Source organism: Bacillus sp. FSL R5-0603, assembly GCF_038050295.1.
Lineage (GTDB): Bacteria > Bacillota > Bacilli > Bacillales > Bacillaceae > Bacillus > Bacillus subtilis.
In genome coordinates this window covers 3,062,733-3,087,484 of sequence record NZ_JBBOYP010000001.1, presented here as the reverse complement: position 1 = coordinate 3,087,484, position 24,752 = coordinate 3,062,733, and the positions used below count along the sequence as shown (strand labels likewise).

Genomic DNA, 24,752 nt, shown 5'->3' with positions numbered 1-24,752 from the left:
ATAAAATGGAAAAGAGTGAGTAAAAGGGAGGAAAACATGAAAAAGATACTAGTGATTGATGACCATCCGGCTGTCATGGAAGGCACCAAGACAATTTTGGAAACGGATTCGAATTTGTCTGTTGATTGTCTCAGTCCTGAACCGAGCGAACAGTTTATCAAGCAGCATGATTTCTCGTCATATGATCTCATTTTAATGGATCTGAATCTAGGCGGCGAGGTCAATGGGATGGAGCTTTCTAAACAGATTTTACAAGAGAATCCTCATTGTAAAATTATCGTGTATACCGGTTATGAGGTCGAGGATTATTTCGAGGAAGCGATTCGTGCGGGTCTGCACGGTGCCATCAGCAAAACGGAATCTAAAGAAAAGATCACCCAATACATATACCACGTACTCAACGGAGAAATTTTAGTCGATTTTGCTTACTTTAAACAGCTGATGACTCAGCAAAAAACAAAGCCGGCTCCTTCCTCTCAAAAAGAACAAGATGTGCTCACACCTAGAGAATGCCTGATTCTTCAAGAAGTTGAAAAGGGATTTACAAACCAAGAAATCGCAGATGCCCTCCATTTAAGCAAGCGGTCCATTGAATACAGCTTGACATCGATTTTCAATAAGCTGAATGTCGGTTCACGGACGGAAGCGGTTTTGATTGCGAAATCAGACGGTGTACTTTAAATGTTGGGGGTGTAGATGATGGATACGAAACACACATTGCTTGAAGCGCTTGGTATAGAGATTGTTGAAAACACAGCGGAACGATGCGTTGCGGTCATGCCGGTGGATCATCGGACGGTGCAGCCGTTCGGATATTTGCATGGGGGCGCTTCAGTGGCCCTGGCGGAAACAGCGGCGAGCGCAGGTGCACAGAACCTGATTGATCATTCAACACAGGCTTGTGTCGGTTTGGAGATTAACGCCAACCATTTAAAATCTGTAAAGGAAGGAACGGTAAAGGCGGTAGCCGAGCCCGTTCATATAGGCAGAACGACGATTGTCTATCATATTCACATATATGACGAGCAAGAGAGGCTGATCTGTATATCCAGATGCACGCTGGCTGTCATCAAGAAATAAAAAAACAGCCGGAACTCTGCCTGTCCGGCTGCTTATTTTTATAAATAAGAATCCTCTTTTCGTTTAATCACAAAGTTTCTGATTCCGTTATAGTCATCCTGTAAGCTTCTCTCATCAAGCTTGACGCCGGAGTTATACGCAGCACGGCAGATCAAGTGCCCGCCGATAGGCGACGTAATAAAGATAAAGAGAATCCCAAGCAGGATTTTAGCGGAGAGCTCCCCCGTCACAAACCACAAATAGAAGAAGACACCGAGCAGAATCATATTGACACCTAATGTTGAGCCTTTAGAAGCAGCATGAGCGCGTGTAAACACATCGGGAAGGCGAAGTACGCCAAATGAAGCAATGAGGCATACAAGAGCTCCCAGCAATATGAATACAGCCACAACGACGTTAGCGGTTTCGATCATTTTCGATAATCTCTCCTTTCTCCAGGAACTTGGAAAATGCGATCGTTCCGATAAACGATAAAATCCCCAGCAGCAAAATAATATCCAAAAACGCACTTGTTTTCAGCAAAATGGAGACAAGCGCCGTGATTGCGATCAGATTGATGCCGATTGCATCCAGAGCCACGACCCGGTCAGGCACAGTCGGCCCTTTAATGACACGAATGACATACAAAAAGGTAGACACTGCCATAATGCCGAGCGCGATTTGCAGGATCAGCGTAAACATCACCGGCTCACCTCCTGTATGGCTTTTTCAAATGACTCCCGAATATCAAAAATCGCTTTTTCCGCATCCTCGATATCCATTGCATGAATATAAAGTATTGTTCTGTCATCTGAAATATCCATCACCAAGGTTCCCGGCGTTAATGTAATGAGCAGAGATAGCAGGGTGATTTCCCAGTCCTTCGTCAGTTCAGTTTTAAAAGCAAAAATACCCGGTCTGATATTCAGTTTTGGAGATAAGACTGATTTCATCACACTGACATTGGCAAGGTACAGTTCCTTTATAAAAATGAAACAGAGCTTGATGATAGAAATCAATTTCCATAGATAAAACTGGCGAGTGAAAAAGCGCCGGAAGAAAAATAGAGAGAGCATTCCCAGAATATAGCCTGTAATGAATCCTGCGGCGCTTGGACTGTTGCTTAAGAACATCCAGCAAAAAGCGAGAAACACATTTAATAAAATTTGAAATGCCATGCGATCTACTCCTTCAGAACAGCTTCGATATATTTTTCCGGATTCAGCAGCGTCTCGGCCGCTTGATCAACGTAAGGCGACACCCATTCTGTACCCAACCCGAAGAGAAGAGACAGCAAGAGAAAAATAGCTGCCGGATAAAGAAGTCCTTTAGCTGTTCGATGATTTGGTTTTGGCGTTTCTTTTTCTTCGCCCCAAAACGCATGTATAAAGATCCTCAGCACAGAGTACAGTACGAGCAGACTCGAAAGCAGAATCAGCATGGATATCGTAAATTCACCTTCTGCGAAGCCGCCCTCTGCAATTTTAAATTTGCCGACAAATCCGCTCAGTGGCGGAATGCCTGCAAGAGAAATAGCGGAAATGAAAAACATCCATCCAAGAACAGGATAGCGTTTGATCAGCCCGCCCATTTTATGCAGGCTCGCGGTTCCAGTCAATGCGATCAGCGTACCTGCCAGCATGAACAAAGCGCCCTTAATCAGCATATCGTGAATCAGATAGTAGATCGCGCCCTGAATGGATGCGGGGGTGTGTACTGCCACACCGAACAAAATCACGCCGACAGCGGTAATAATGTTATAGATCACAATTTTCATGACATTCGAATAAGCGAGTGAACCGATCACACCGAAAATCACAGTCAGCGCCGCCAGCCAAATCATCAGCTGATGGGTAAAGGCAGTATCGTGAATGAAAATCAATGTGAAAACCCTCGCTATCGCATATAACCCGACTTTTGTCAGCAAAGCGCCGAACAACGCGGAGATTGCTGCCGGTGGCGCGTAATAAGAGCCTGGAAGCCAAAAGTAGAGGGGGAAGATTCCGCCCTTCATGCCAAATACCAAAAGCAGCAGGACACCAATCACAGTGATCAGCCCGGTTTGTCCTGTTTCGCTGATTTTCACGCTAAGATCCGCCATGTTTAACGTGCCGGTTACAGCGTATAAAAAGCCGACCCCTATGACAAACAGGGCAGACGATACGATATTAAACACAATATATTTAAGGGATTCCCGCAGCTGAATTTTTGTGCCGCCTAATACAATCAGCATATAGGAAGCAATAAGAAGAAGCTCAAAAAATACGTACATATTAAATAAATCGCCTGTTAAAAACGCTCCGCTGACGCCGGCAAGCAAGAACTGAACGCCGGAGTAGTAAAAGGAGCGCTCCCGTTTTTCACCGACAGAACGGAAGGAATAAAGCCCAACCAATAAACCGATGACCGCTGTTGTGAGAACGAGAAGGCTGGCGAATTGGTCTGCGGCAAGCACAATGCCGTACGGCGCTTTCCATCCGCCTAGGCTGAGTGTCTGGATGCCTTTTGTGAAGACAGTCTGTACAAGTATGCCGCTAATCACAATCCCGATGGCCGATGCCGCCGTGCTGAAGATTCTCATGAGCATAAGATTCTTCGTCATGAAAATCAGAAGAATAGCCGACAAAAGCGGGATCAGGATTGGCAAAATAACAAAATTATTCATGTTGATCATTTCCCCTCATTTGATCCATATCGTCCGATTTCAATTCCTGATAAGCGCGAAAGGCCATGACGAGGATGAATGACGTAACGCCAAAAGAAATGACAATTGCGGTCAAAATCAGGGCTTGCGGAAGCGGATCGACAAATGATTTGGCATGCTCGCTCAAAATCGGAGCGGCGCCTTTCTTTAATCCTCCCATAGTCAAAAGCATTAAATGAACGCCATGGCTTAACAGTGCTGTTCCGATAATGACGCGAAGCAGGCTTTTAGACAGCAGCAAATACGTAGCAGCCATAAAAATAATACCGGCTAATACAGCCATTAAGATTTCCATTATTCTTCCTCTCCAATCGTTTGAATAATGGTCATCGTTATGCCTACGACAACAAGATAAACGCCTAAATCAAATATCGTCGCTGTGGCGAGCTCCGTTTTCCCAAGGATCGGCAGCTGAAAGTATCCGAATGTGTGGGTTAAAAAAGGAGACCCGAAGACAAAGGAGCCAACGCCTGTTAATACAGCGAGCAGAAGGCCGGCTCCCGCGACATAAATGAAATTGACCGGCAAAAGGGAACGCACGGTTTTTAAATCATATGCCAGAAGCAAGAGAACGATGGAAGAGGACGTGATCAGTCCGCCGACGAAGCCTCCTCCGGGCGCGTTATGCCCTGATAAAAATAAATAGAAAGAGAAAAGCAAAATGATAAAGGATACAAGCTTTGTCGCAGTTTGAAGAATCAAGTCATTTGTTTTTTGTTCATTCACCGCTTTTCCCCTCCTCTTTTACTTTTGTTTTAATCATGCTGTAAATGCCGAGAGCGGCTATTGTTAATACCGTAATTTCAAACATTGTATCAAATCCCCTGAAATCAACAAGAATGACATTGACGACATTATCCCCTCCGCCGAGATCGTGGCTGTGTTTGACAAAGAAGGACGCAATGCTGTCTTTTGTCCGCTGGCTTGAGGATGCGATACCGAGCAGAGTAACGATAATACCGACGCCTAAAGAAATGATAAAATTCGTCATCCGGAACGTTCTCGTTTTTGTTTTCAGCCTCAGTTTCGGCAAATGGTAGAAGCAAAGCAGAAACAGTGCCACAGAAATCGTTTCAATGACGAGCTGAGTCAATGCCAAGTCCGGCGCTCTGAAAATGACAAAAAACAATGCAAGCGTATAACCGACAACACCGAGTGCAATGATCGCCGTCAGTCTTGACCTAGCAAAAACAGTCGCCACTGTGGCGCTGACCATGACAAGCGTCAAAATGATTTCGTATACACCGATTTTAGCCATGCCTTCCGTTTTAAATGAAAATCCGCCTTTAATGGCAAAAGCTCCGCCTATCAGAATGATGAAACCAGCGAAGATATACAGCAAATAATCTCTTAAAAACCCGGTCATATATTGTTTTGTGACCCGGTAAGAGCCTTTCTCCATCAGAGTCAAAAGCTTATCGTATAACCGGTTGAGTGTGAGTTTTGAAGGAAACAGTTTATAGATTCCCTTCCACTTATTCAGCGACAAATAACCAATTGTTCCGATCACAACAATACCCGCAGTCATGAGCAATTCCGTTGTAACCCCATGCCACTGTGAAATGTGAACGTGGAATTTCTCATGGCCGGCAAGCAGTGTCGGATAGATTGAGTTCATCGCAGGCTCTATCAGGCTGTACGACAATATATTCGGGAAAAAGAAGAGACTGACAGCCAAAGCGACAAGAATGACCGGTGGTACGAGCATGCCGACAGGCGCTTCGTGAGCCTGTTTTTCAAGCTGTTCAGGCTGGTAACTTCCTCTGAATGTTTTAAACAGCAATTTCATGCTGTAGATAAACGTAAATACACTTCCGATCCAGGCGAGAACAGGGAACAGAACGCCCCATGTCTGCACGTTGAACAGGTCGAAATGTGTCACGCGAAGCATGCTTGTGAAAAACATTTCTTTACTCAAAAATCCGTTAAACGGCGGTAGGCCGGCCATTGAAAATGTCCCGATTAAGGAAATGGTAAATGTAATCGGCATAATCGCCATCAGGCCGCCTAGCTTCCGGATATCCCGTGTGCCTGTTTCGTGATCGATAATCCCGACTGCCATAAACAAGCTTCCTTTAAAGGTTGCGTGGTTGATCAAATGGAAAATGGCAGCCATAGCGGCAACTGTATAATATTCTGTATGTCCGTAATGAAGGGCCGCAGCACTGACTCCGAGCATGGAGATGATCATGCCGAGCTGGCTGACGGTTGAAAACGCCAAAATCGATTTTAAATCAGTTTGTTTCACGGCATGGAATGAACCCCAAACCATCGTAAAGAGCCCGACGAGGGATACGATCCAAAACCATTGGGCTGAAAAGGCGAAAATTGGACTGAATCTCGCAATCACATAAATGCCGGCTTTTACCATAGTAGCTGAATGGAGATAAGCGCTGACAGGCGTCGGAGCTTCCATCGCGTCAGGGAGCCAGATGTAAAAAGGAAATTGCGCTGATTTCGTAAAAGCCCCTAATAAAATGAGAATCATAGCCGGGATAAACAATTCGTGGCCGGCAATTAATTGAACCTGATGAACCATCTCTCTAATACTGAAGGAATCCGTTATCAAATAAAGGAGAATAAATCCGCCGAGCATGCACAGCCCGCCGCTGACCGTAATCAAAAGTGATTTCGCTGCGCCATAGCGCGACTTTTCCCGCTTATACCAATAGCCGATCAGCAAAAAGGATGAAAGGCTTGTAAGTTCCCAGAACATGTAGAGAACCATGACATTGTCTACTAGAACGACGCCGAGCATGGCGCCCATGAACATCAATAAGTAGACATAAAAGGGCCCAAGCTGTTCTTTTTCTTTCGATAAATAAAAAATGCTGTAAAGAGTGACCAAAGAGCCAATGCCTGTGATCAGTAAAGCGAATAATAACCCGAGGCCGTCTATATAAACGGTAAAGTTAATGCCGAGTGACGGAATCCACTCTAATACCGATCGAAGTGTTTCTCCAGATTGTGTCATCCTGATCATTGGGAGAAAGTATATAAACAGCAAGACGGGCAAGATCAACACAAACCAGCCCGTATGCACTCTTTTTGCGTATTTTGCCAAGAAGGGAATGATAAAAGCAAATAAAAAAGGCGATAAAATAGCAAGATGTAAGAGCTGCAAAGATAAGACCTCCTTTTCTCGTTCTCAATTGAAAAATGCGCTATGTATGAAATATACGGTCAAACGACCTAGTCCAAATTATAGCGCACTTTTCTGCAAGCTGCCACGCTTCGAACTGCTGTAATGGGTTTTTATGAGTTCTTTTGACCTCAAAATAAGTCTAACAAAAAAGAAGTTATTTGTATATTTAAAATCAATCCTGATCAAGCTGAATGTAAGGAGCTGGTCATGTGAAAAGAAAAGTCGTGATGTGCTCAGGTTTATTCTGCTCAGTATTTGCAGGGACATTCATGTTGAATCAATATGACGGGCGCAGCGGTGTGGCGGCTGGTGATGAGTGGGAGCTGTATTTACTGGAGCACCACCTGTCAGCCAGAATGAGTGAGACGGAATCAAAGGATCTGCCGTTTGGTCCCCGAGAGTATATTCGGATTGTGAATAAATAAAAAAAGAGTTCCGCATAAAACGGAACTCTTTCTGTTTATGAAGTGAAAAAACGAAGCAGCACTGTCGCGCAAATAACTGTGCCTGCACCGCCGAGACGGGTTGAAATTTGGGCAAACGGCATAAGGCCCATTCTTCCTGATGCCGATAAAATGGCAACATCACCCGTTCCGCCGAGGCCGCTGTGGCAGCAGGTAACGATTGCGGATTCAACCGGATACATGTTCATCAGCTTGCCTACGAAATATCCAGAACCAATCATCGCGATAACAACTGAAATACAGATGATGACAAACGGAATAGAAATCACAGACGCTACGTCATCCAACGGAATAAAGAGGATGCCGAGACCGACCATCAGCGGCCATGTAAAGCTTGAAGAAATAAACTTATAAAGCTGGTAAGCGCCTTCTTCCATTTTTTTCGGAAGAATATTCGCATACTTGACAGCCGCAGCTGAAATAATCATTAAGATCGCGCCCGGGATGAAGATGAATTTCTCCAATAACCCGCCAAAAATAAAGAATGTACACGCGAGCAGAACTCCTGCTCCCATTAGCTTAAAATCAATTTTTGATTCGGCTTCTTTTTGATTGAAAATCTCATTTGCTTTTTTAGATTTTACGAGACGTCCGTTCCCATTTAGATCTGGACGCTTATCACCAAGCTTTTTCATTAAGGCTGCACATATGATAGCAAAGACGTTTCCTATAATTGCGGCTGGAACCAGCTGAGACACAAATACATCAGCGGATGAGCCCAGTATTTGTGAATAGGCGATTGAAAGCGGCAAAATTCCTTCACCTATTCCCCCGGCAATAATCGGGACAACAACAAAGAAAAAGGAATCATAGGCACTATAGCCAAAAATAAATCCGACAAGGATGCCGGCTGCAACGGCCGCGATCGTTCCTGCAACCAGTGGAACGAACATTCTGATAAACCCCTGTATTAAAACAATTCTGTTCATACCGAGGATACTTCCCACAACAAGGCAAGCGATATAGAAATAAAGGAAGTTAGACGTTTTCATCAAGTTGGTTACAGCGTCTAAAGATGTTGAATTCAGTACATTGTAAAAGACTAAAAATGAAGGAACAAACAAAGATAAAATAGCAGGGCCGCCAATATCCTTCAATATCGGTATGCGTTGGCCTATGTCTCCGAGAAACACACCAAGAATCATAATGATGGCAAACCCGCCAAGCATATTTGCCGGCAGCTCATTGTAATAGGCTGCAAGAATAATAATAACAGCTAATACTGTGTATAAAGGCAGAGGAATCACACCGATTTCCCAAGACCAGATTTTTTGAAACAGGTTTTTCCCCTGTGAGTCTTTTTGCTCAGGTGAAATTGTCCCCGTTTTTGGAATTGCTCCCATGTCATACACCCCCATGTATTGTTTGTTACAGTCTACAAGAAAGCGTTAACACTTCATATTTTTTTAAGTTAAAAAACTAATAAACAATTAAATTAAGGGGGTCTTTTGGATTAGAAAAAAATCCCTGAGAATCGTCTTCCCAGGGGAGAATGTTTTATCTTTTTCCTTTAATATAAGGCACGCCATTGGCTTTTGGCGCATCTGCCCGCCCGATAAAGCCGGTTAAAGCGAGAATCGTTAAGACATAAGGAGCCATCAGCATATACACATTTGGTATGTCTTTAAAAAGAGGGAGCAGCGATCCAATGATGCTTAAGCTTTGGGCGAATCCGAAAAACAGGGCGGCCCCCAGTGCTCCGATCGGATGCCATTTTCCGAATACAAGCGCTGCCAGGGCGATAAAGCCTTGCCCGGAGATGGTAGAGTGCGTGAAATCAAGCGCAATTGTGGAGGCATATACGCCGCCGCCGAGACCACCGAACAATCCGCTGATCATCACGCCGATGTAGCGCATTTTATATACGTTGATTCCCATCGTATCGGCCGCCATCGGATGCTCTCCGACAGAACGGATACGAAGGCCGAACGGCGTTTTGAACAAGATAAACCAGGAAATAAAGGCAAGTGCTATTGCAAGAATTGACGTATAATAGACATCCGAAAAGAAGATCTTTCCCAAGACGGGAATATCGCCCAAACCGGGGATTTTTGTCTTATAAAAAGGCTCTGGAATTTTGTCTGTCTGCGCTTTGCCGTAGATCAATTTGACGATAAATAAAGTTGCCCCAAGCGCCAGCATGTTAATGGCGACACCGCTGACTGTCTGGTCGGCGCGAAACGAAATCGCCGCTGCCGCGTGAATCAGTGAAAATAGGGCGCCTGCTGCCATGGCGGCAAGGAGCGAAAGCCAAGGTGCGGCGGCACCTAATTCCGGACCAAAAAATAAATTAAATAACACGCTGGTGAACGCCCCGATAATCATGAGGCCTTCTAGGCCGATATTCACAACACCTGATCTCTCGGAAAACACGCCGCCGAGAGCAGTTAAAATAAGCGGGGCCGCATAGACGAGTGTGGCAGGGACAATGATAGATAAAATCTGCACAATGTCCACTTAGTTCCCCCCCTTTTTCTTCAATTTGCCCATGACGAAACGAATCGCATAGCTTGAAGCCACAAACAGAATAATAATGGCAATCACAATATCAACGACCTCTGATGGAACGCCTGATTCAATCGGCATATTTAATGCGCCGATTTTCAGCCCGCCAAGCAGGCATGCCGCCAGTACAACGCCGACGGCTGTGTTTCCCCCGAGAAGAGCGACAGCGATACCGTCAAAGCCTACGCCGGTAAATGCGCCTTTCACTGCTGCGTATTCGAATGTCCCTAGGCCCTCCATGGCTCCGGCAAGGCCTGCAAAAGCGCCGGAGATAAGCATGGAGGTCATGATATTCTTCCGCACGCTCATGCCGGCATACTGGGAAGCGTGCTGGTTAAACCCGACCGCCCGGAGCTCAAATCCCTTTGTAGTTTTGTTGATGATAAACCACATGATAACTGCTGCGAGAAGGGCAACGATGATTCCCAAATGCAGCCGTGAGTAATCGGTGATCTGTTCAAGAAAAGGAGAGCGGAGGGAGGCGGATTCGTGAATTTTCCCCGTCTTGTCCTGATGATCTGTCAAGACGTTTGAAATGATGTAATTGGTCATGTGCAGCGCGATATAATTCATCATAATGGTGACAATGACTTCATGAACGAAAAATCGCGCTTTCAAAATGCCGGGAATAAACCCCCATAATCCTCCTGCAGTTGCTGCTGTAATCAATGACAGCGGCAAGTGAATATATGCCGGTCCGTCAAACGCCGTACCGACCCAAACAGCTGCTGTCCAGCCGACGAGCAGCTGGCCCTCGACGCCGATATTAAAGAGTCCGGTTCGGAATGCAAACGCGACAGCCAATCCGGATAAAATATAAGGCGTAATTTGCCGGATGGTTTCTCCGACATAATAGATTTCACCGAATATCCCATTCCACAAAGCCGAATATCCGCTGGCCACACTGTAGCCGCTCACAAGCATAATCAACGCGCCGGCCGCAAGACCAAGGATGATTGCGATGAGCGGCACGAGTAAATGAGAGAGTCGTTTAACCATTTGCTTTCCCCGCTTCCTTTTGCGTGCTTCCTGCCATCAAGAGACCAAGCTCCTGTTCAGTGGTGTCCTGCGGATTAACGCTGGCGATAATGCGTCCTTCAAAAATAACGGCGATTCTGTCACTGAGATTCATAATTTCTTCAAGCTCAAACGAGAGGAGAAGAACGGCTTTCCCGGCATCACGCTGCTCAATGAGCTTTTTATGGACAAATTCAATCGCTCCGACATCAAGGCCGCGAGTCGGCTGGGCGGCAATTAATAAATCAGGATTTCTGTCTACTTCCCGCCCGATAATCGCTTTTTGCTGGTTTCCGCCTGACAATGCCCGAGCGTGTGTATATTCATCCGGCGTTCTGACGTCGTACTCGCTGATCAGGCTGCGTGCTTTTTTGTACATTTCGCCTTTATGTAAAACGCCCAATGCTGAATACGGCTTTTTGTAATAGCTTTGCAGCAGGATATTCTCTCCGATTGGAAAATCAAGGACGAGACCGTGTTTATGGCGGTCCTGAGGAATATGCCCGATCCCGGATTCAGTGATTTTTCTTGGCGTCAGGTTTTGGATCTGTTTTCCGTTTAAGGTGATTGTTCCTGAATCTGTTTTGCGGAGTCCTGTCACCGCTTCGATCAGCTCTGATTGCCCGTTTCCGTCGACGCCTGCTATGCCGACTATTTCTCCCGCTTTGACAGAAAGAGACAAATCTCTGACTGTCTCTATTCCGCGGGTATCCTTTACAGTTATGCCGTCAATCGCAAGCACTTCCGCTCCCGGCTGAGCAGCTCTCTTTTCAGTTTTGAACGATACCTCGCGGCCGACCATTAGACTGGCGAGTTCGTCTTGGTTTGTATCACGGACATCAAGGGTTTTGATGCCTTTTCCTTTACGGATAACCGTAACGCGGTCACAAATCTCCATAATCTCTTTCAGCTTATGGGTGATTAAGATGATGGACTTCCCTTCTTTGACCAGGTTCTTCATAATTTGCATCAGTTCCTTAATTTCATGAGGCGTCAAAACAGCCGTCGGTTCATCAAAAATCAGAATGTCGGCACCGCGGTAGAGGGTTTTTAATATTTCTGCGCGCTGCTGCATACCGACTGATATGTCAGCTGCTTTTGCTTCAGGATGGATCTGAAGGCCGTATCGATCGGAAATGTCCTGCACCTCTTGGCCAGCACGCTTCCGGTCAATTCTGCCAAACTTCTTTGGCTCCTTCCCGAGAATAATATTTTCAGCAACTGTAAAGGTGTCAACAAGCATGAAGTGCTGGTGCACCATTCCAATTCCAAGGTCATTCGCTTTGTTCGGGCTGTTGATGTGCACCTTCTCGCCGCGCACCCGAATTTCACCCCGCTCCGGCTGATACAGCCCGAAAAGGACATTCATCAATGTTGATTTCCCCGCTCCGTTTTCACCGAGCAACGCGTGTATTTCGCCTTTTTTGACTTGAAGATTGATATTGTCATTGGCGACGATACCAGGAAACTCCTTGCGGATATTGAGCATTTCAATGACATATTCCATTGATTGACCGCTCCTTTTTTCAAAATAAAAGAAAAACAAGGGATAAGGGCTCGACCTCCTTATCCCTGCGATTCTTATTCAGCTTTGAAGGTTTTCAGCTCTTTCTCGGTTGCCGGGACTTCAAATCCGTCGATGATTTTTTTCTTCCATTTATCGACCGCTTTGATTACATCATCCGATAGATTTTGTTTAGATGGAGAAATGCCGACTCCGTCTTGATCAAGCCCGTAGGTAAGTGTTTCGCCGCCCGGGAACTTTCCGTCGCTCGCTTTTTTCGTTACATCTTCAACGACTGTATCTACTTTTTTCACCATGGAAGTGAGGGTGACGTTATCATCTGTTCCTTCTACCTGGCCTTCTGCGTATTGGTCTTTATCGACACCGATGACCCAGACATCACGTTTTGGATCTTCTTTCTTCAGGTTTTTCGCTTCAGTAAAGACGCCTGTGCCAGTGGCGCCCGCAGAGTGATAAATAACATCTACGCCTGATTTATACATGCTTTCGGCGGTTGCTTTGCCGACATCGGCTTTATCGAAACCCCCTGCGTATTTCACTTCTACAACGGCTTTAGGGTTAACTGCTTGCACGCCGGCACGGAAGCCGACCTCGAATTTTTTGATTAACTCTGATTCCATGCCGCCTACAAAGCCGATTTTTCCTGATTTGCTTGATAGGGCTGCGGCCACTCCGACGAGAAATGAGCCTTCCTGCTCTTTAAACGTAATACTTGCGACGTTGTCTTTATCGACAACAGCATCTATAATCGCAAAGTTTGTATTTTTGCGCTGGTCAGCAATTTCGCTGATTGAATCCTCCATTAAGTAGCCGACGCCGTAAATTAAGTCAAAATTCTCACGCGCCAATTTATTTAAGTTCGTTGTATAGTCTGCATCAGATTTGGATTGAAGATAGTCGTAACCGTTTTTGCCTTTTTTCAGCCCATTCTCTTTCCCAAAGGCTTGGATGCCTTCCCAGGCTGATTGGTTGAAGGATTTGTCATCCACTCCGCCTACGTCAGTAACCATCGCCACACTGAATTTGTTTTTGCCTTCGCCTGAGCCGCTGCTTTTTTCGCTGTTTCCGCATGCTCCTAATATGGTGCCTGCTGCGATCACAAGTGACATCGCCAATCCGATTTTTCGTTTATTCAAGATATAACCCCCCAGAAAAATTTGGTTCAAAGCTGATCCGGCCAGTCATGTGATGGGCTGTCCTGAACAATTTCTTAGAATCGATAAAATTTTCTGATAATAACAAATGGAATGCGCTGAGACAGTTCTATTCTTCCCTGAATAAGCGTGGTGTGAGTATTTCCTTCGAAAGGCGGGGAAGAGAAAGATGCGGAAGGCGTTCCGGGCGGAAAACCGTGACATCGTTTTCTGAAGTAAGACTTATGACTTAGTTTTTCGGGATCAACTTACCAATCATAATTTATCATTTAACTAATAAGAAATAAATAGAATTTCGCATAATTTTTTAAAAAGTATCTATTTTTAGAATTGTTTGCTTAAAAATGTGAAAGGCCCTTTGTTATTCTTGTATAACTTATCAACAATATAATCAAGCATCTTGGCAAGAGATATGACAGAAAAACGCACTGCTCAAAGCAAGCAGTGCGTTTTCTTATAGATATTGCTTTATTCCGTTAAGGTTACTGTTGTTGACGTTGTACTGAAACACAGGTCTTCCGATCGTTCCGTACGCCATTTCTACATTCAGAACCTGTATATCTTCAAGAAACTTTAAGTATTTTCGTATGGATACTTGAGAGATTTCTGTGTGCTTTGCCAAGTCTTCTGTCGTAAAAGATTCATTTTCAAATGACTGGATACTGGACCAGATCAGCTTCAGCGTGCTTTTTGTCAGGCCTTTAGGAAGCTGCACTTTTTCTGTTGCTTCTTTCTTTTGAAAAAGCTCGGCGTCCAGTTCTTTTTGGCTCATGTTGCGATGGGTTGAATACACCTTTTGTTTTCGTCTGTAATCAGACAAAGCCGTTTGGAAACGTTCAAATTCAAACGGTTTGATTAAATAATCGACAGCTCCGTACCGAAGTGTTTTCTTGATCACGTCAAGCTCGCTGGCCGCTGAGATGACAATCACGTCAACCGCTTCATTTTGGGCTCTCAATTCCGTCAGCAGTTCCAGCCCGTTTTTTCCCGGCATATAAATATCAAGCAAAATGAGGTCGATATGATGCTCGCCTAAAATATGCAGAGCGCTTTGAAAGGAAGAAGCGATGCCTTTCAGCTGAAAGCCATCTATTTGGCTTAAATATCGTTTATTTAATTCACCCACCATGGGGTCATCTTCAACTATTAGTACATTAATCATGATTTTCCTCCTTCGGTTCGTACGGGATGCGAATACTGAATGTCGTTCCTTCATTCTTTTCGCTTGTGAGGATTATTTGGCCTTTTAAATTTTCGATGCTTTGCTGTGTGAAATAAAGGCCGAATCCCCGGTTTTTGCCCTTTGTTGAATAGCCTTGTTCAAATACTTTGGCTTGGTCTTCTTCAGACATGCCTGCTCCAGTATCGGTAATTTCAATATCAAGTATGCTGTTATGGAAGCGCATGGACATGGTGATTTGTTTTTTCGGCATATCGGCAACGGCGTCTAAGCCATTGTTGATGAGATTTCCGATGATTGTAATAAGTTCATGGATGACAGAAGGGTCTGCCGCGTTCGGGATGACACCGTTGCATTCAATATCAAGATTTGCGCCCTGCTCACGTATAAAGCTTTGCTTTCCGAGCAGAAAACCGGCCAGTACGGAGCTTTTGACATCATTTATAATTTCACTTGTTTCTGATTTTTGCTGTATGGCTATATCTTTAATATAATCTCCAAGATCATCATACTCTTTCAGCTGGACGAGACCTAATATCACATGCAGTTTGTTCATAAATTCATGAGACTGCGCTCTCAGTGCGTTTGCATACATTTTAACACCGGAAAGCTGTTCAGCTAAATGTTTTACCTCGGTCTTGTCGCGGAATGTTGCAATCGCTCCGACAGTTTGTCCTTTCAGCTGGATAGGAACTTCATTAAACACAAGCTCCAGCCCGTTAATGCGGACGTCTCTGTCTTGAAGAGGTTTTTTTGTCTCAATGACCTTTTTCAAGCGGCTTTTCGGCAAGATGTCATCTACATCCTGATCAATGGGATTTGTGTTGATGCCCATTTTGACGAATAGGCGTTTTGCTTCCGCGTTGGCAAGTTTAATTTTGCCATGTTCATCGACAGCGAGTATTCCTTCCTTCGTCGATTCCAGCATCGCGCTCCGTTCTTCAAGCAGAGTCGCAATTTCATAAGGTTCAAGTCCGTACATGATATTTTTCACTGTACGGGCGACGATAACGGCTCCGATCACACCGACGAAGATGCTGACGCAAATAATAAAGTAAAGCGGCCGTAAGCTATGGCTGATCACTTCATCAATTTCATTTACGGTGATGCCGACTGCGACTGCACCGACCTGTTTTCCATTCTCCGCGTAGACAGGGACGAACGCTCTCTGCGATTTCCCGAGCGTGCCAGAGGCTGTGCTGATATGGACATGCCCTTTTAATACCTCGGACTCATCACCGCCTCTGAATTTTTTTCCGATTTTGCTCGGGTCAGGATGAGTTTTGCGGATACCGTTCATATCCATGACGACAACAAATTCCGTGCCGGTAATTTTCTGAACCCGCTTTGTGTAGCTCTGCAGTTCCTTTTGTTTTTTTCCGTTTTCTAAAGCAGCGGCTGTCATCGGCGCCTCAGCTACCATTTCAGCAGTCTGCAGCGCAGTGGCCTTTTCCTGATCTCTAATTCGTTTGGTGGTTTGGGCACCGACTGTAAAAAACGTAATGAGCAATGCGATTAATACAACGATACAAACAAATATGGTGAGTCTGGTTTGCAGTTTTAATGTTTTTTTCATATAAAACTTCCTTACGTTTTATGATTCCTGCGTACTACTTTACTCTCAAAATGCTGCTTTGTGAAGATTTGGGACCGTAATTCGTAAAAAGGAGAAAAAATGGAATAATTTATCTTGTCAATGTGTTTTAAGTCCTCCATAATAAATGAGGTAGATTATAGAAAGGGACTTTTTTATATGAAAAATACTTATTTGACAGGATATTTTCCGCTGATTGCGATCCTGCTTTTTAGTTCGTCCTTATCCATCTCAACTTCACTTTATGCGTTGAAGATGCTGTCTTCATTTGGAATGTATGATGGAATGCTCGATTACTTTTCAGAGAAAGGAATCAGGCTTGCGTTATTTGCTGCCTTTGCACTTTTATATTTTATGGTTCTGTCCGCTCTGAAATTAATTGCAAATACCGTGACCGAGCTGTCATTGCTGTTTTTTGCTAATGATCCGGAAGGGAACAACCTGAAAAAACTCAGAATGGGTTCCATGATTTATTTGGGCGGCGGGATTTTATCCTTTGTGCTCTTACAAAATGTCATTTGGATTGTGATCTGGTTTGCGGTCGTCACGCTCGCTTACTTTGTGTTTACCGTATACCGGATTTATTCGACGCTTTCTCTCATGTCATTAGTTGGATTCATTCTATTGGAACTGCTGTTTTGGTTTACCTTTGTTATCGGTATTCTGTTCATATTTATCAAGCTTTATAATAGCATAATGGCTAGCTTACCTGTGTAAGCTAGCCATTTCAGCGTTTGGTGGTCAGATTTGCGCTTCGTGCTCTATACGCAATAAAACGGCGGCTAGATTCTCAGGTTTCCGCCGTTTCACATCCAATGCTCGCTCTTCATCGACTTCAAAAGTTTTCATCACGCTGAAAAGATGACAAAATCCTAAAACGAAGCGTTTTAGGATTTTGTCAACAATCTGTGATGGCTAGCTTCCTAGCCATTTTTTATTTACGGTAAAAATCTTTTTTTAATAGAAGGGGAGGGGAGCATACATTCATTTTTTTTGCCAAACCACTTATAGCGGTTGTTGGCAATGAAAGAATAGACCATATCTCTGACAGGCTTCGGCACTGCGAAAAACAGGACAAAGAGCCGCCATGGGCCTCGCAGATGCCTGAAAACCTTAATGGCTGCAGTTGACTTTGTGTACACTTGGCTGTCTTCAATAAAGACAAAGCTGTCAAACCGATCAGTCGGAAGCCCGCTTTTCTTCAGCAGGCTCTGTCCTGTTTCCGACTGCAGCGATGTGAAAGAAATCAATCCGTCCGGATCACGTTTAATGATAAACTGCACGGCGCCATTGCATAAATTGCAGACACCGTCAAACAGCAAAACGCGATTTGGAATTTGTTCTGAAGTCACTCCATATCCCCTCCGATCCTTTAATAAGCCGCTTGCAGCGTTCCTTTCCAGATGGAAAGCTGAGGGCTGATGCTGTGAAGATATTCAACGCTGGTCGGTGTGTCCTTTCCGACCCAGACACCCATTGTATACGTATCAGTCAGGCCGACAAACCACATATCGTGATAATCATTTGATGTTCCGGTTTTACCGCCGATGTAAGGCGCATTGAAATATGCTTTTTTCCCTGTTCCGCTTTTCACAACGGAAGACATCAGTTTTTTCAGCTGCATGTTCGTGCGGACGCTGAATATTTGAGTCGCTTTATCATTCCATTTATAAAGCGTTTTTCCTTTAAGGTCTGTCACCTTTGTAATCGCATGGCTCGGCGTATAGCTTCCGCTGTTTCCGAATGTCGTATAAGCCTTTGTCATCTCAAGAGGCGTCATGCCGTTTGTAAATCCGCCAAGCGCCGCCGGAAGAAGATAGTCACTGTCGACAAGTTTGGCAAAATGATACGGCTCAATATAACTGAATGCCTTTTGGATGCCGACGCGGTCGAGCATTCTAATAGCCGGGGTATTATATGAATTTTTAAACGCCGTATCAAGCGTCACTGTGCCGTAAGTGCGGTTATTGTAGTTTTGCGGACAGTAGTCTTTGCTGCAAAACTTGCTGGCATCAATGGTGCTGCTTGCTGTCGCGCCGGTCTGTTCAATATAAGGGCCGTAATCAAGAAGCGGCTTAATGGATGAACCCGGCTGCCTGTACGCCTGGTAGGCGCGGTTAAAGTCATATTTTTGATAGTTTTTCCCGCCGGATAGAGCGATGATTTGATGCGTTTGGTGATTAATCACAGCCGCTCCGCCCTGTACGTCCGCATACGGGAGCTTGGAATTCATTTGTGCCACAACTTGGTTTTGCATGTACGGATCAAGTGCAGTATAAATTTTCACGCCGTCTTTCATCAGCGTGCTGACTCTTGCGGACAGCTCGTTTTCGATCTTTTCTTTTTGTTTTCCTGATGCTTTTAGAAGGCGTTTATCAAAGCCTTCTGATTCAGACACCAGCTGAGTGAATTCATCATTCACGTAGGAAACGTAGTCAGGATATTTGTCTTCTCTTTTTTCAACATCCAGTTTGATTTTTTGTTTTACGGCTTTTTTCAGCTCTTTGTCCGTAATGACCCCGGCATCTTTTAGCCCTTTAAGCAAACGTTCTTGACGGCTTTTCGTGTAGTCAAAATGCTTGAGAGGATCATATAATGTAGGGTTATTAGGTATAGCACAGATAAAAGCCATTTCTCCCACTGTGAGAGATTTCAGCGGTTTGCTGAAATAGAATTGAGCTGCTGAACCGACGCCGTAAACACCGTTGTTGAAATAAATGGTATTTAAGTAAGCTTCAAGAATTTCATTTTTCGTATATTTTTTCTCCAGCTGATAGGAATACGCGAGCTCTGTCAGCTTGCGGCTGAAGGAGCGTTCGTGGCTCAAATACAAGTTTCTTGAAAGCTGCTGTGTGATGGTGCTGGCACCCTGGTCAATTTTCTTGTCTTTTACGTTAGAAGCAGTAGCCCGCACCATTCCCATAAAGTCAAAGCCTTTATGCTCGTAAAAATGGCGGTCCTCAGATGTTAAGAAAATCTGTTTGACTTCCTCGGGAATCTTGTTAAATGGAACGAGCACACGGTTTTCGTGGTCGCTGACGATTTCCGAGACAAGGGAGCCGTCCCTGTCATACATGTAGCTGTTCTGAACAAGGCTGATATCTTTCAGATCAATATTTTTATCAAGCACCTGATCCAGGGACTTCATTTGTTTTACTTCTTTTCCGGAAGCGATAACTGTAAATGCAAACAATGGGATTATGCAAAGGAGCAAAATCCATCCGATTATTTTTCGTAACATGGTCACTCTCTTTTCTCCTAAATTCTAGCCATATCGTACCATTCTTTTGAGATTACGAGAAGGTTAAATTTAGAAGATTCCTCAGTTTTTTCTCGGAATCAGCTTGCTTTGGCATAAGAATCTTTCCGAAGTTTCTGCATGATCCAAAGCATGCAGGCGCCGGCGAAAAAGAGAAACGCCGTGACGTAAAAGGTGGCCGAAATGGTAAAATGGCTCGATATGATTCCGCCGAGCAGAGGCCCGAGCACGTTTCCTAAAAAGCGAAAGCTGACATTGTAGCCGAGAACTTCACCTTGAATGCTGCCGGGAGCCTGAACGCGGATCGCTGCCGTAATGCATGGCAGCAAACCGCCCATCGCCATTCCGAATAAAAATCTGAAAACAAGGAGCACGCTGAGTGAGGACGCGAGCGCCTGCGGAATAAAAAAGAAAGAGGCGGCGAGCAAAAGTCCGATTAAAATGCGGCGATGGCCGTAGCGGTCGCCCAGATCACCCCATTTTCTAGCCAGCAGCAAACTTCCGAGCCCCGTTGCTGAAAATGCCATGCCGGAGAAAAAGGCAAGATTGACAGGTCCGTGCAGCTCATTTACATATAAAGCGAGCAGGGGCTGGATACTGAAATTGCCTGTTTGAATCAGCATGGTTAACAGCATCATGACCCACAGCGCCGGATGGTGAAAAATATAGGAGAGCACCTCTTTTCTCGAGTAAGACGTACGTTTGGCTGTTTTCTCTGCAAGAGGCTTTTCTTTGACACCAAATAACACGAGAAGAACAGACGAGAAAATCACAAAGGCTGTGATAAAAAAGGTATACGTAAAGCCGAAACGATCAGCAAGCATGCCTCCCAAAAGCGGGCCGAACAAGCTTCCGGACACTTGCCCCATTTGCAGCGTGCCAAGTGTTTTGCCGGCTGAGCTCTTCGGAGTCTGTGCCGAAATCATCGCAAGAGATGTCGGGATGAATCCGGTTACAAGACCCATTGCCATACGCAGAAAAAACAATTGGTACACCGATGTAACAAAGCCCATGAAGAAAATGCTGAGGGCAATGCCCGTTCCGGTTGCCATAAGGATTTTCTTGTATCCGCGTTTGTCTCCGAACCGTCCCCAAAACGGGGATACCAAAAACGCCATGAGAAATGTAATGCCGAACACATAGCCGCTCCACCTTTGCACAAAGCCGTTTGAAAAAGAGCTGAGCGTCTCAATGTATAAGGAGAGAAAAGGAACGATCATCGTTGTGCTAGCGGAGACAAAAAAGTTCGCCAGCCACACAATGACAAAGTTTTTCTTACGGATAGAAATAACATCACCTTCTTATTATTTCGGGTTCCTTACTAATTATAAAGAAACGATTCACAATTTAAAAGAAACGAAGCGGCTGGGAAAATTCATTATTTTTAGAAAATGAAGAAATGTCGAGAAGGGGAATTGATATACTATAAAGATAGCATTTTCTGATCGGAGGAAAGGCAGGTGTAAAAAGGTGACGACAAACAGCTTACTCATTATTGATTTCGAATTTACAATGCCTGATGGAAAGTACAGTCCTCAAAACTTCTTCCCGGAAATCATTGAAGCCGGAATTGTAAAGTCGATTGATGATGAAGTGGTTGAGACGTTTTCTAGCTATGTTAGACCGAAAAAGTTCCCGAAGCTTACGAAACGCTGCAAATCATTTTTAAAAATAACCCAAAAACAGGTAGACGAAGGAATGAGATTCGAGGATTTCATCCGTAAACTAAACGAGCTGGATCCTGAGAAAAACAGCACAATTATTACGTGGGGAAACATGGATATGAAAGTGCTGAAGCAAAACTGTATGTTTAACCATATCCCTTTCCCGTTTAAGGGAGAAATGAGAGATTTATCGCTTGAATACAAAAACTTTTTTGGAGACCGGACATTGACGGGTTTATGGAAAGCTGCCGAAGAGTATGGAGATTCCGGAACCGGCACCCATCATAAAGCGCTTGATGATGCCCTCACAGCATATAAACTTTTTAAGCTTGTTGAGCAGGATAAGCAGTATCTCGAAAAGCCAAAACCGCCCACAATCGGCGAAAGAATCGATTTAACCGAACTGTTGAAGCGCGCGACGTGAAAAACCCAATCTTTTGTCAGACTGGGTTATTGCCGGTTAAAATATTCTTTTTCTAAAATGTCCAGATTATGAAGGGAGCGTTTTGCCCACTCCGAACCATCCTCATTCAACTTGGCTCTCAGCTGTGCTGTCGCCTCCCGCAGAGATTCGGTATAATCCGGAACTTCACCGTCATAAGGCTTCACCATATGGTGGGGGATATTGGTCTGTTCACCATATGCGAGCGCTTTTCTCTCATGAAAAAATGGCACATCCGCCTGTTTTGGATGATGAAGGTCTCCCTGAGCGGGATGGGTAAGAACCGCTTTCACTTTCACTAAATAGTGCTGCGGCCTGCAAGCCGTGATTTCTCCTATGTATACACCTGTTTTGTAAAATCCTTTAACGATAGAGCCTGTCTCAAACGTGCTCATCTGTCATCACCTCGCATTCATTCTATTAAAGTTCCAATCGATTTGCTAGTGAGGAAGATCAGCGGGAAGCTTAATGGTCACCGTAGTGCCTTTTTGGAAGCTGCTGTTAAATGAAATGGTCCCGTGATGATGTTCAATAATGGAAAAGGTTACGGTGAGGCCGAGTCCCGTTCCGTTCGTTTTTAAGGAATAATAAGGTTCGCCGAGTTTTTGCATTTGATGGTCTGTCATCCCGACCCCATTGTCTGTGATGTTAATCATGATCGTATGGCCGTTTCTTTTGGCTGATATGTGGATCAACCCCTTCCCGTGAGGAACCGCTTCAATACTGTTTTTCATCAGGTTGATGACAGCCTGCTTCAGCTTTGTTGCGTCTCCGTATATCAAAAGGTCCGATTCTGTTTCAGCCTCGACGGTTACTGACTTGTAATTGGCGTACGACACCATAAGGGAGCTTGTCTCTTTGATAAGGGCTGATAGGTCAAAAACCTCTTTTTCGTATAATTGCTGTTTGGCCATATCGAGATAGTTTGTAATAATGCCTTGCGCCCGGTCAAGCTCTGACAGTACAAGCTTTTTGTAATCCGCACTCGACTTGTTTTGTAGGGTTTCGTCATTAAAAAGCAGCTGGACAAACCCGCGGACAACTGTCAGCGGATTCCTGACCTCATGAGCGACGCTCGCTGCCAGTTCACTCACAATCGTCATTTTTTCAGAATGGATAAGCTGTGAACGCAGGGCGATATTTTCGGCGATGCTTTCGATAATATAGATGCTTAAAAGAAGAACACTGGAGCGGAAAAGCCCTGAGACTGCCGCCTCGTAAACGAAAATTCCTGATTTTTGAAAATTTAAAATATTCAAGGCGGAAAGAATCCAGCTTGAGGCGAAAAATAGGAAAATCTCCACGCAGCTGATCAATAAAGACAGCAGCAGTTTTTTCGCTTTGGACATGAATGGCCATTTTTTCTGAAATAAGATTGGGATAATGATAAGAAAAGGCAGCAAAGTGAAAACAAACATTGCGGAAGGTTCGTAAAAAAGCAGTTCAAAACATAGGACAGATGCGGCGACTGTAAGTCCGGAAGCGGTACTAATGTAAAATAAACAAATGATAACAGGAATCATCTGAAGGCCGTATTGTATGTAGTCCATTTCATGAATCGGGAAAATAATGCATAAAACGGAGGCGCCGCAGGCGAAGAGCGTGACCAAACCGCTGTTTATTTTTGGCACAAGAATCGCAGGTTTTCCAAGCCAAAACACTTGGTAAAGAAGAATAGGAAACAAAATAAAGCAGATGTGCAGAAGATAGTCTTTTAGAATTTCCATTCGTGTGAAATCCTTTCGTATAAAATATGAATCTATTATAACACTAAATATTAGAAGTAAAATATAAAATTCCTTTATTAAGAACGCCTTTACAAATAAGACGTAAAGGCGTTTACAGCTATATTTACGATAATGCGGCTTTGATGCGGCGCAGGCCGTCCTGCAGGGTTGCAAGAGAGCATCCCGCGTTCAGGCGCATAAATCCTTCTCCGCCAGGCCCGTATTTCGTCCCGGGCTCTAAAATAACTTTCCCTTTTTTTAGCATTTTTTGCTGAAGCTCTGTATCGGACAAGCCGTAAGCGCTGAAGTCGAGCCAAATCAAGTATGATGCATCCGGCTTCATCATTTTGACCTTTGGCAGCTCGTTGCTCAAAAAGGCTTCCGCTTCGTTCATGTTTTTCTCAATGTAAGAGATCAATTCATCAAGCCACGGTCCCCCTTTTGAATACGCGGCTTCGATTGCAGTGACGGCAAACGCGTTCAGTCCGCCTAAACCATTTCGCTGAAGGCTTGCGGAAAACTTGGCGCGCTTCAGGCGATCCGGAATAATGATCGCTGAAGCCTGCAATCCGGCGATATTAAATGTTTTGCTTGGAGCAGCACATGTCACAGAAATATCAGCGAAATCGTCAGAGAGCGAAGCGAAAGGCGTGTGCTTGTGTCCGTACAGCATTAAATCGGAATGGATTTCATCCGATACAACTGTGACGCCATGCTCAAGGCACAATTCGCCTAGCTTCAGTAAATCTTCCCGGCCCCATGCACGCCCAGAAGGGTTATGAGGATTGCATAAAATAAACAATGTAACGCTTGGGTCACTAAGCTTCGTCTCCAAATCTTCAAAATCCATTGCATATGCGCCGTCTTTTTCTAGCAGCGGATTATGTAAAATGTGCCGGCCGTTTTTCTCCACCATATGGTAAAAAGGCGTATAAACTGGAGGCTGAACAACTACTTGATCGCCAGGCTCCGTAAAAGCTTGTACCGCCATGCTCAAAGCTGTTACAACGCCGGGGCTGAATGTGATGCTTTCCGGATTCACCTTCCAGCCGTGCCTGTTTTGCATCCATCCGCATACAGCATCCTTCGTTTTTTGATCTGGAGTTGTATAACCAAAAATACCGTGGTCAAGACGCTCTTTTAACGCTTCAGTTATCGCTTCCGGGGCGCGAAAATCCATATCCGCCACCCACATCGGGAGTGCGTCTGTCACGCCAAATAATTCGCCTGTTTTGTCCCATTTAACAGATTGGGTGCCAAGGCGTTCTTCTCGTTTATCAAAGTTCATTCTGTTACCCCCTCATGTATGTTTA

General features: G+C 44.6%; 26 protein-coding genes. 6 read left to right on the top strand and 20 right to left on the bottom strand.

Annotated features, from left to right (window positions below):
* Positions 1 to 36 precede the first annotated feature (36 nt).
* Both comA and NYE56_RS15980 read left to right on the top strand, forming a co-directional pair.
* A complete protein-coding gene (comA, locus tag NYE56_RS15985) occupies positions 37 to 681 on the top strand; it encodes a two-component system response regulator ComA (RefSeq protein ID WP_003220716.1) in 645 nt (214 codons plus the stop codon).
* A gap of 18 nt (positions 682 to 699) precedes the next feature.
* Complete coding sequence (locus NYE56_RS15980; protein ID WP_014477831.1) at positions 700 to 1,080, top strand: hotdog fold thioesterase; 381 nt, start codon at positions 700 to 702, stop codon at positions 1,078 to 1,080.
* Positions 1,081 to 1,118: 38 nt separating this feature from the next.
* Here the strand turns inward: NYE56_RS15980 and mnhG are convergent, their stop codons facing one another.
* Genes mnhG through NYE56_RS15945 form a run of 7 tightly spaced genes read right to left on the bottom strand, consistent with a single transcriptional unit; the run spans position 1,119 to position 6,887 of the window.
* Positions 1,119 to 1,493 carry a monovalent cation/H(+) antiporter subunit G gene (gene mnhG, locus NYE56_RS15975; RefSeq protein WP_341284092.1) on the bottom strand — a complete coding sequence of 125 codons (375 nt, stop codon included), beginning with the start codon at positions 1,491 to 1,493 and terminating at the stop codon, positions 1,119 to 1,121.
* Positions 1,477 to 1,761, bottom strand: a complete 285-nt coding sequence (locus NYE56_RS15970) for a Na(+)/H(+) antiporter subunit F1 (RefSeq protein ID WP_003228814.1) — start codon at positions 1,759 to 1,761, stop codon at positions 1,477 to 1,479. The genes mnhG and NYE56_RS15970 overlap by 17 nt, the downstream gene beginning before the upstream one ends.
* On the bottom strand, positions 1,761 to 2,237 hold the full coding sequence (locus NYE56_RS15965) for a Na+/H+ antiporter subunit E (RefSeq protein ID WP_003228815.1): 477 nt from the start codon (positions 2,235 to 2,237) through the stop codon (positions 1,761 to 1,763). Before NYE56_RS15965 ends, NYE56_RS15970 begins: the two co-directional genes overlap by 1 nt.
* Before the next feature lie 5 nt (positions 2,238 to 2,242).
* Positions 2,243 to 3,724, bottom strand: a complete 1,482-nt coding sequence (locus NYE56_RS15960) for a Na+/H+ antiporter subunit D (protein ID WP_043940184.1) — start codon at positions 3,722 to 3,724, stop codon at positions 2,243 to 2,245.
* Positions 3,717 to 4,058: a Na(+)/H(+) antiporter subunit C gene (locus NYE56_RS15955; RefSeq protein WP_003220730.1), complete on the bottom strand. Its 342-nt coding sequence runs from the start codon at positions 4,056 to 4,058 to the stop codon at positions 3,717 to 3,719. The genes NYE56_RS15960 and NYE56_RS15955 overlap by 8 nt, the downstream gene beginning before the upstream one ends.
* Positions 4,058 to 4,489, bottom strand: a complete 432-nt coding sequence (locus tag NYE56_RS15950; protein ID WP_251188280.1) for a Na(+)/H(+) antiporter subunit B — start codon at positions 4,487 to 4,489, stop codon at positions 4,058 to 4,060. Before NYE56_RS15950 ends, NYE56_RS15955 begins: the two co-directional genes overlap by 1 nt.
* The gene (locus NYE56_RS15945) at positions 4,482 to 6,887 is read right to left on the bottom strand and encodes a Na+/H+ antiporter subunit A (protein WP_341284091.1); all 2,406 of its coding nucleotides are present in this window, start codon (positions 6,885 to 6,887) and stop codon (positions 4,482 to 4,484) included. The genes NYE56_RS15950 and NYE56_RS15945 overlap by 8 nt, the downstream gene beginning before the upstream one ends.
* Before the next feature lie 230 nt (positions 6,888 to 7,117).
* On the opposite strand from NYE56_RS15945, the gene NYE56_RS15940 reads away from it, so the two are divergent.
* Positions 7,118 to 7,333: a hypothetical protein gene (locus NYE56_RS15940; protein ID WP_341284090.1), complete on the top strand. Its 216-nt coding sequence runs from the start codon at positions 7,118 to 7,120 to the stop codon at positions 7,331 to 7,333.
* A gap of 35 nt (positions 7,334 to 7,368) precedes the next feature.
* Here the strand turns inward: NYE56_RS15940 and maeN are convergent, their stop codons facing one another.
* From maeN to maeL, 7 genes are all read right to left on the bottom strand, one after another.
* Positions 7,369 to 8,715, bottom strand: a complete 1,347-nt coding sequence (gene maeN, locus NYE56_RS15935) for a sodium/malate symporter MaeN (protein ID WP_133954402.1) — start codon at positions 8,713 to 8,715, stop codon at positions 7,369 to 7,371.
* Positions 8,716 to 8,869: 154 nt separating this feature from the next.
* On the bottom strand, positions 8,870 to 9,829 hold the full coding sequence (gene nupQ / locus NYE56_RS15930; RefSeq protein ID WP_014480697.1) for a guanosine ABC transporter permease NupQ: 960 nt from the start codon (positions 9,827 to 9,829) through the stop codon (positions 8,870 to 8,872).
* Positions 9,830 to 10,876 carry a guanosine ABC transporter permease NupP gene (gene nupP, locus NYE56_RS15925; RefSeq protein ID WP_341284089.1) on the bottom strand — a complete coding sequence of 349 codons (1,047 nt, stop codon included), beginning with the start codon at positions 10,874 to 10,876 and terminating at the stop codon, positions 9,830 to 9,832. It lies immediately after the preceding gene.
* A complete protein-coding gene (nupO, locus tag NYE56_RS15920; protein WP_341284088.1) occupies positions 10,869 to 12,401 on the bottom strand; it encodes a guanosine ABC transporter ATP-binding protein NupO in 1,533 nt (510 codons plus the stop codon). Before nupO ends, nupP begins: the two co-directional genes overlap by 8 nt.
* 74 nt (positions 12,402 to 12,475) lie before the next feature.
* A complete protein-coding gene (gene nupN / locus NYE56_RS15915) occupies positions 12,476 to 13,555 on the bottom strand; it encodes a guanosine ABC transporter substrate-binding protein NupN (RefSeq protein WP_341284087.1) in 1,080 nt (359 codons plus the stop codon).
* Positions 13,556 to 14,027: 472 nt separating this feature from the next.
* The gene (maeM, locus tag NYE56_RS15910; RefSeq protein ID WP_014477821.1) at positions 14,028 to 14,735 is read right to left on the bottom strand and encodes a two-component system response regulator MaeM; all 708 of its coding nucleotides are present in this window, start codon (positions 14,733 to 14,735) and stop codon (positions 14,028 to 14,030) included.
* Positions 14,728 to 16,329 (bottom strand): two-component system sensor histidine kinase MaeL, encoded by a 1,602-nt coding sequence (gene maeL / locus NYE56_RS15905; protein ID WP_341284086.1) that lies wholly within the window; start codon positions 16,327 to 16,329, stop codon positions 14,728 to 14,730. The genes maeM and maeL overlap by 8 nt, the downstream gene beginning before the upstream one ends.
* A 177-nt stretch (positions 16,330 to 16,506) precedes the next feature.
* On the opposite strand from maeL, the gene NYE56_RS15900 reads away from it, so the two are divergent.
* The gene (locus tag NYE56_RS15900) at positions 16,507 to 17,064 is read left to right on the top strand and encodes a YufK family protein (protein ID WP_003228837.1); all 558 of its coding nucleotides are present in this window, start codon (positions 16,507 to 16,509) and stop codon (positions 17,062 to 17,064) included.
* A gap of 221 nt (positions 17,065 to 17,285) precedes the next feature.
* Here the strand turns inward: NYE56_RS15900 and NYE56_RS15895 are convergent, their stop codons facing one another.
* From NYE56_RS15895 to NYE56_RS15885, 3 genes are all read right to left on the bottom strand, one after another.
* Entirely contained in the window at positions 17,286 to 17,699 is a 414-nt protein-coding gene (locus NYE56_RS15895) for a thiol-disulfide oxidoreductase DCC family protein (RefSeq protein ID WP_341284085.1), read from the bottom strand.
* A gap of 20 nt (positions 17,700 to 17,719) precedes the next feature.
* Positions 17,720 to 19,594 (bottom strand): transglycosylase domain-containing protein, encoded by a 1,875-nt coding sequence (locus NYE56_RS15890; protein WP_341284084.1) that lies wholly within the window; start codon positions 19,592 to 19,594, stop codon positions 17,720 to 17,722.
* A gap of 92 nt (positions 19,595 to 19,686) precedes the next feature.
* Positions 19,687 to 20,895, bottom strand: coding sequence for a multidrug efflux MFS transporter (locus NYE56_RS15885; RefSeq protein WP_445684731.1), 1,209 nt, complete (start codon positions 20,893 to 20,895; stop codon positions 19,687 to 19,689).
* Between NYE56_RS15885 and NYE56_RS15880 the strand changes: the two genes are divergently transcribed.
* Positions 20,798 to 21,001, top strand: coding sequence for a hypothetical protein (locus NYE56_RS15880; RefSeq protein WP_003243502.1), 204 nt, complete (start codon positions 20,798 to 20,800; stop codon positions 20,999 to 21,001). The genes NYE56_RS15885 and NYE56_RS15880 overlap by 98 nt on opposite strands.
* A gap of 75 nt (positions 21,002 to 21,076) precedes the next feature.
* Complete coding sequence (gene kapD / locus NYE56_RS15875; protein ID WP_003228846.1) at positions 21,077 to 21,694, top strand: 3'-5' exonuclease KapD; 618 nt, start codon at positions 21,077 to 21,079, stop codon at positions 21,692 to 21,694.
* A gap of 26 nt (positions 21,695 to 21,720) precedes the next feature.
* Here kapD and kapB read toward each other — a convergent pair whose 3' ends face one another.
* From kapB to patB, 3 genes are all read right to left on the bottom strand, one after another.
* Positions 21,721 to 22,107 (bottom strand): kinase-associated lipoprotein KapB, encoded by a 387-nt coding sequence (kapB, locus tag NYE56_RS15870; RefSeq protein ID WP_341284082.1) that lies wholly within the window; start codon positions 22,105 to 22,107, stop codon positions 21,721 to 21,723.
* 45 nt (positions 22,108 to 22,152) lie between these two features.
* Complete coding sequence (gene kinB, locus NYE56_RS15865; RefSeq protein ID WP_326208163.1) at positions 22,153 to 23,439, bottom strand: sporulation sensor histidine kinase KinB; 1,287 nt, start codon at positions 23,437 to 23,439, stop codon at positions 22,153 to 22,155.
* Between the two features lie 124 nt (positions 23,440 to 23,563).
* Positions 23,564 to 24,727, bottom strand: coding sequence for a cystathionine beta-lyase PatB (gene patB / locus NYE56_RS15860; RefSeq protein WP_326208161.1), 1,164 nt, complete (start codon positions 24,725 to 24,727; stop codon positions 23,564 to 23,566).
* Positions 24,728 to 24,752 lie beyond the last annotated feature (25 nt).

Coding starts and splice junctions, on each gene's coding strand:
- comA (WP_003220716.1), top strand. CDS start 37: ATGAAAAAGATACTAGTGATTGATGACCATCCGGCTGTCATGGAAGGC.
- NYE56_RS15965 (WP_003228815.1), bottom strand. CDS start 2,237: ATGGCATTTCAAATTTTATTAAATGTGTTTCTCGCTTTTTGCTGGATG.
- patB (WP_326208161.1), bottom strand. CDS start 24,727: ATGAACTTTGATAAACGAGAAGAACGCCTTGGCACCCAATCTGTTAAA.
- NYE56_RS15880 (WP_003243502.1), top strand. CDS start 20,798: ATGTATAAGGAGAGAAAAGGAACGATCATCGTTGTGCTAGCGGAGACA.
- NYE56_RS15960 (WP_043940184.1), bottom strand. CDS start 3,724: ATGAATAATTTTGTTATTTTGCCAATCCTGATCCCGCTTTTGTCGGCT.
- kinB (WP_326208163.1), bottom strand. CDS start 23,439: ATGGAAATTCTAAAAGACTATCTTCTGCACATCTGCTTTATTTTGTTT.
- maeM (WP_014477821.1), bottom strand. CDS start 14,735: ATGATTAATGTACTAATAGTTGAAGATGACCCCATGGTGGGTGAATTA.
- nupP (WP_341284089.1), bottom strand. CDS start 10,876: ATGGTTAAACGACTCTCTCATTTACTCGTGCCGCTCATCGCAATCATC.
- NYE56_RS15980 (WP_014477831.1), top strand. CDS start 700: ATGGATACGAAACACACATTGCTTGAAGCGCTTGGTATAGAGATTGTT.
- mnhG (WP_341284092.1), bottom strand. CDS start 1,493: ATGATCGAAACCGCTAACGTCGTTGTGGCTGTATTCATATTGCTGGGA.
- kapB (WP_341284082.1), bottom strand. CDS start 22,107: ATGAGCACGTTTGAGACAGGCTCTATCGTTAAAGGATTTTACAAAACA.
- maeL (WP_341284086.1), bottom strand. CDS start 16,329: ATGAAAAAAACATTAAAACTGCAAACCAGACTCACCATATTTGTTTGT.
- maeN (WP_133954402.1), bottom strand. CDS start 8,715: ATGGGAGCAATTCCAAAAACGGGGACAATTTCACCTGAGCAAAAAGAC.
- nupO (WP_341284088.1), bottom strand. CDS start 12,401: ATGGAATATGTCATTGAAATGCTCAATATCCGCAAGGAGTTTCCTGGT.
- NYE56_RS15900 (WP_003228837.1), top strand. CDS start 16,507: ATGAAAAATACTTATTTGACAGGATATTTTCCGCTGATTGCGATCCTG.
- NYE56_RS15970 (WP_003228814.1), bottom strand. CDS start 1,761: ATGTTTACGCTGATCCTGCAAATCGCGCTCGGCATTATGGCAGTGTCT.
- NYE56_RS15955 (WP_003220730.1), bottom strand. CDS start 4,058: ATGGAAATCTTAATGGCTGTATTAGCCGGTATTATTTTTATGGCTGCT.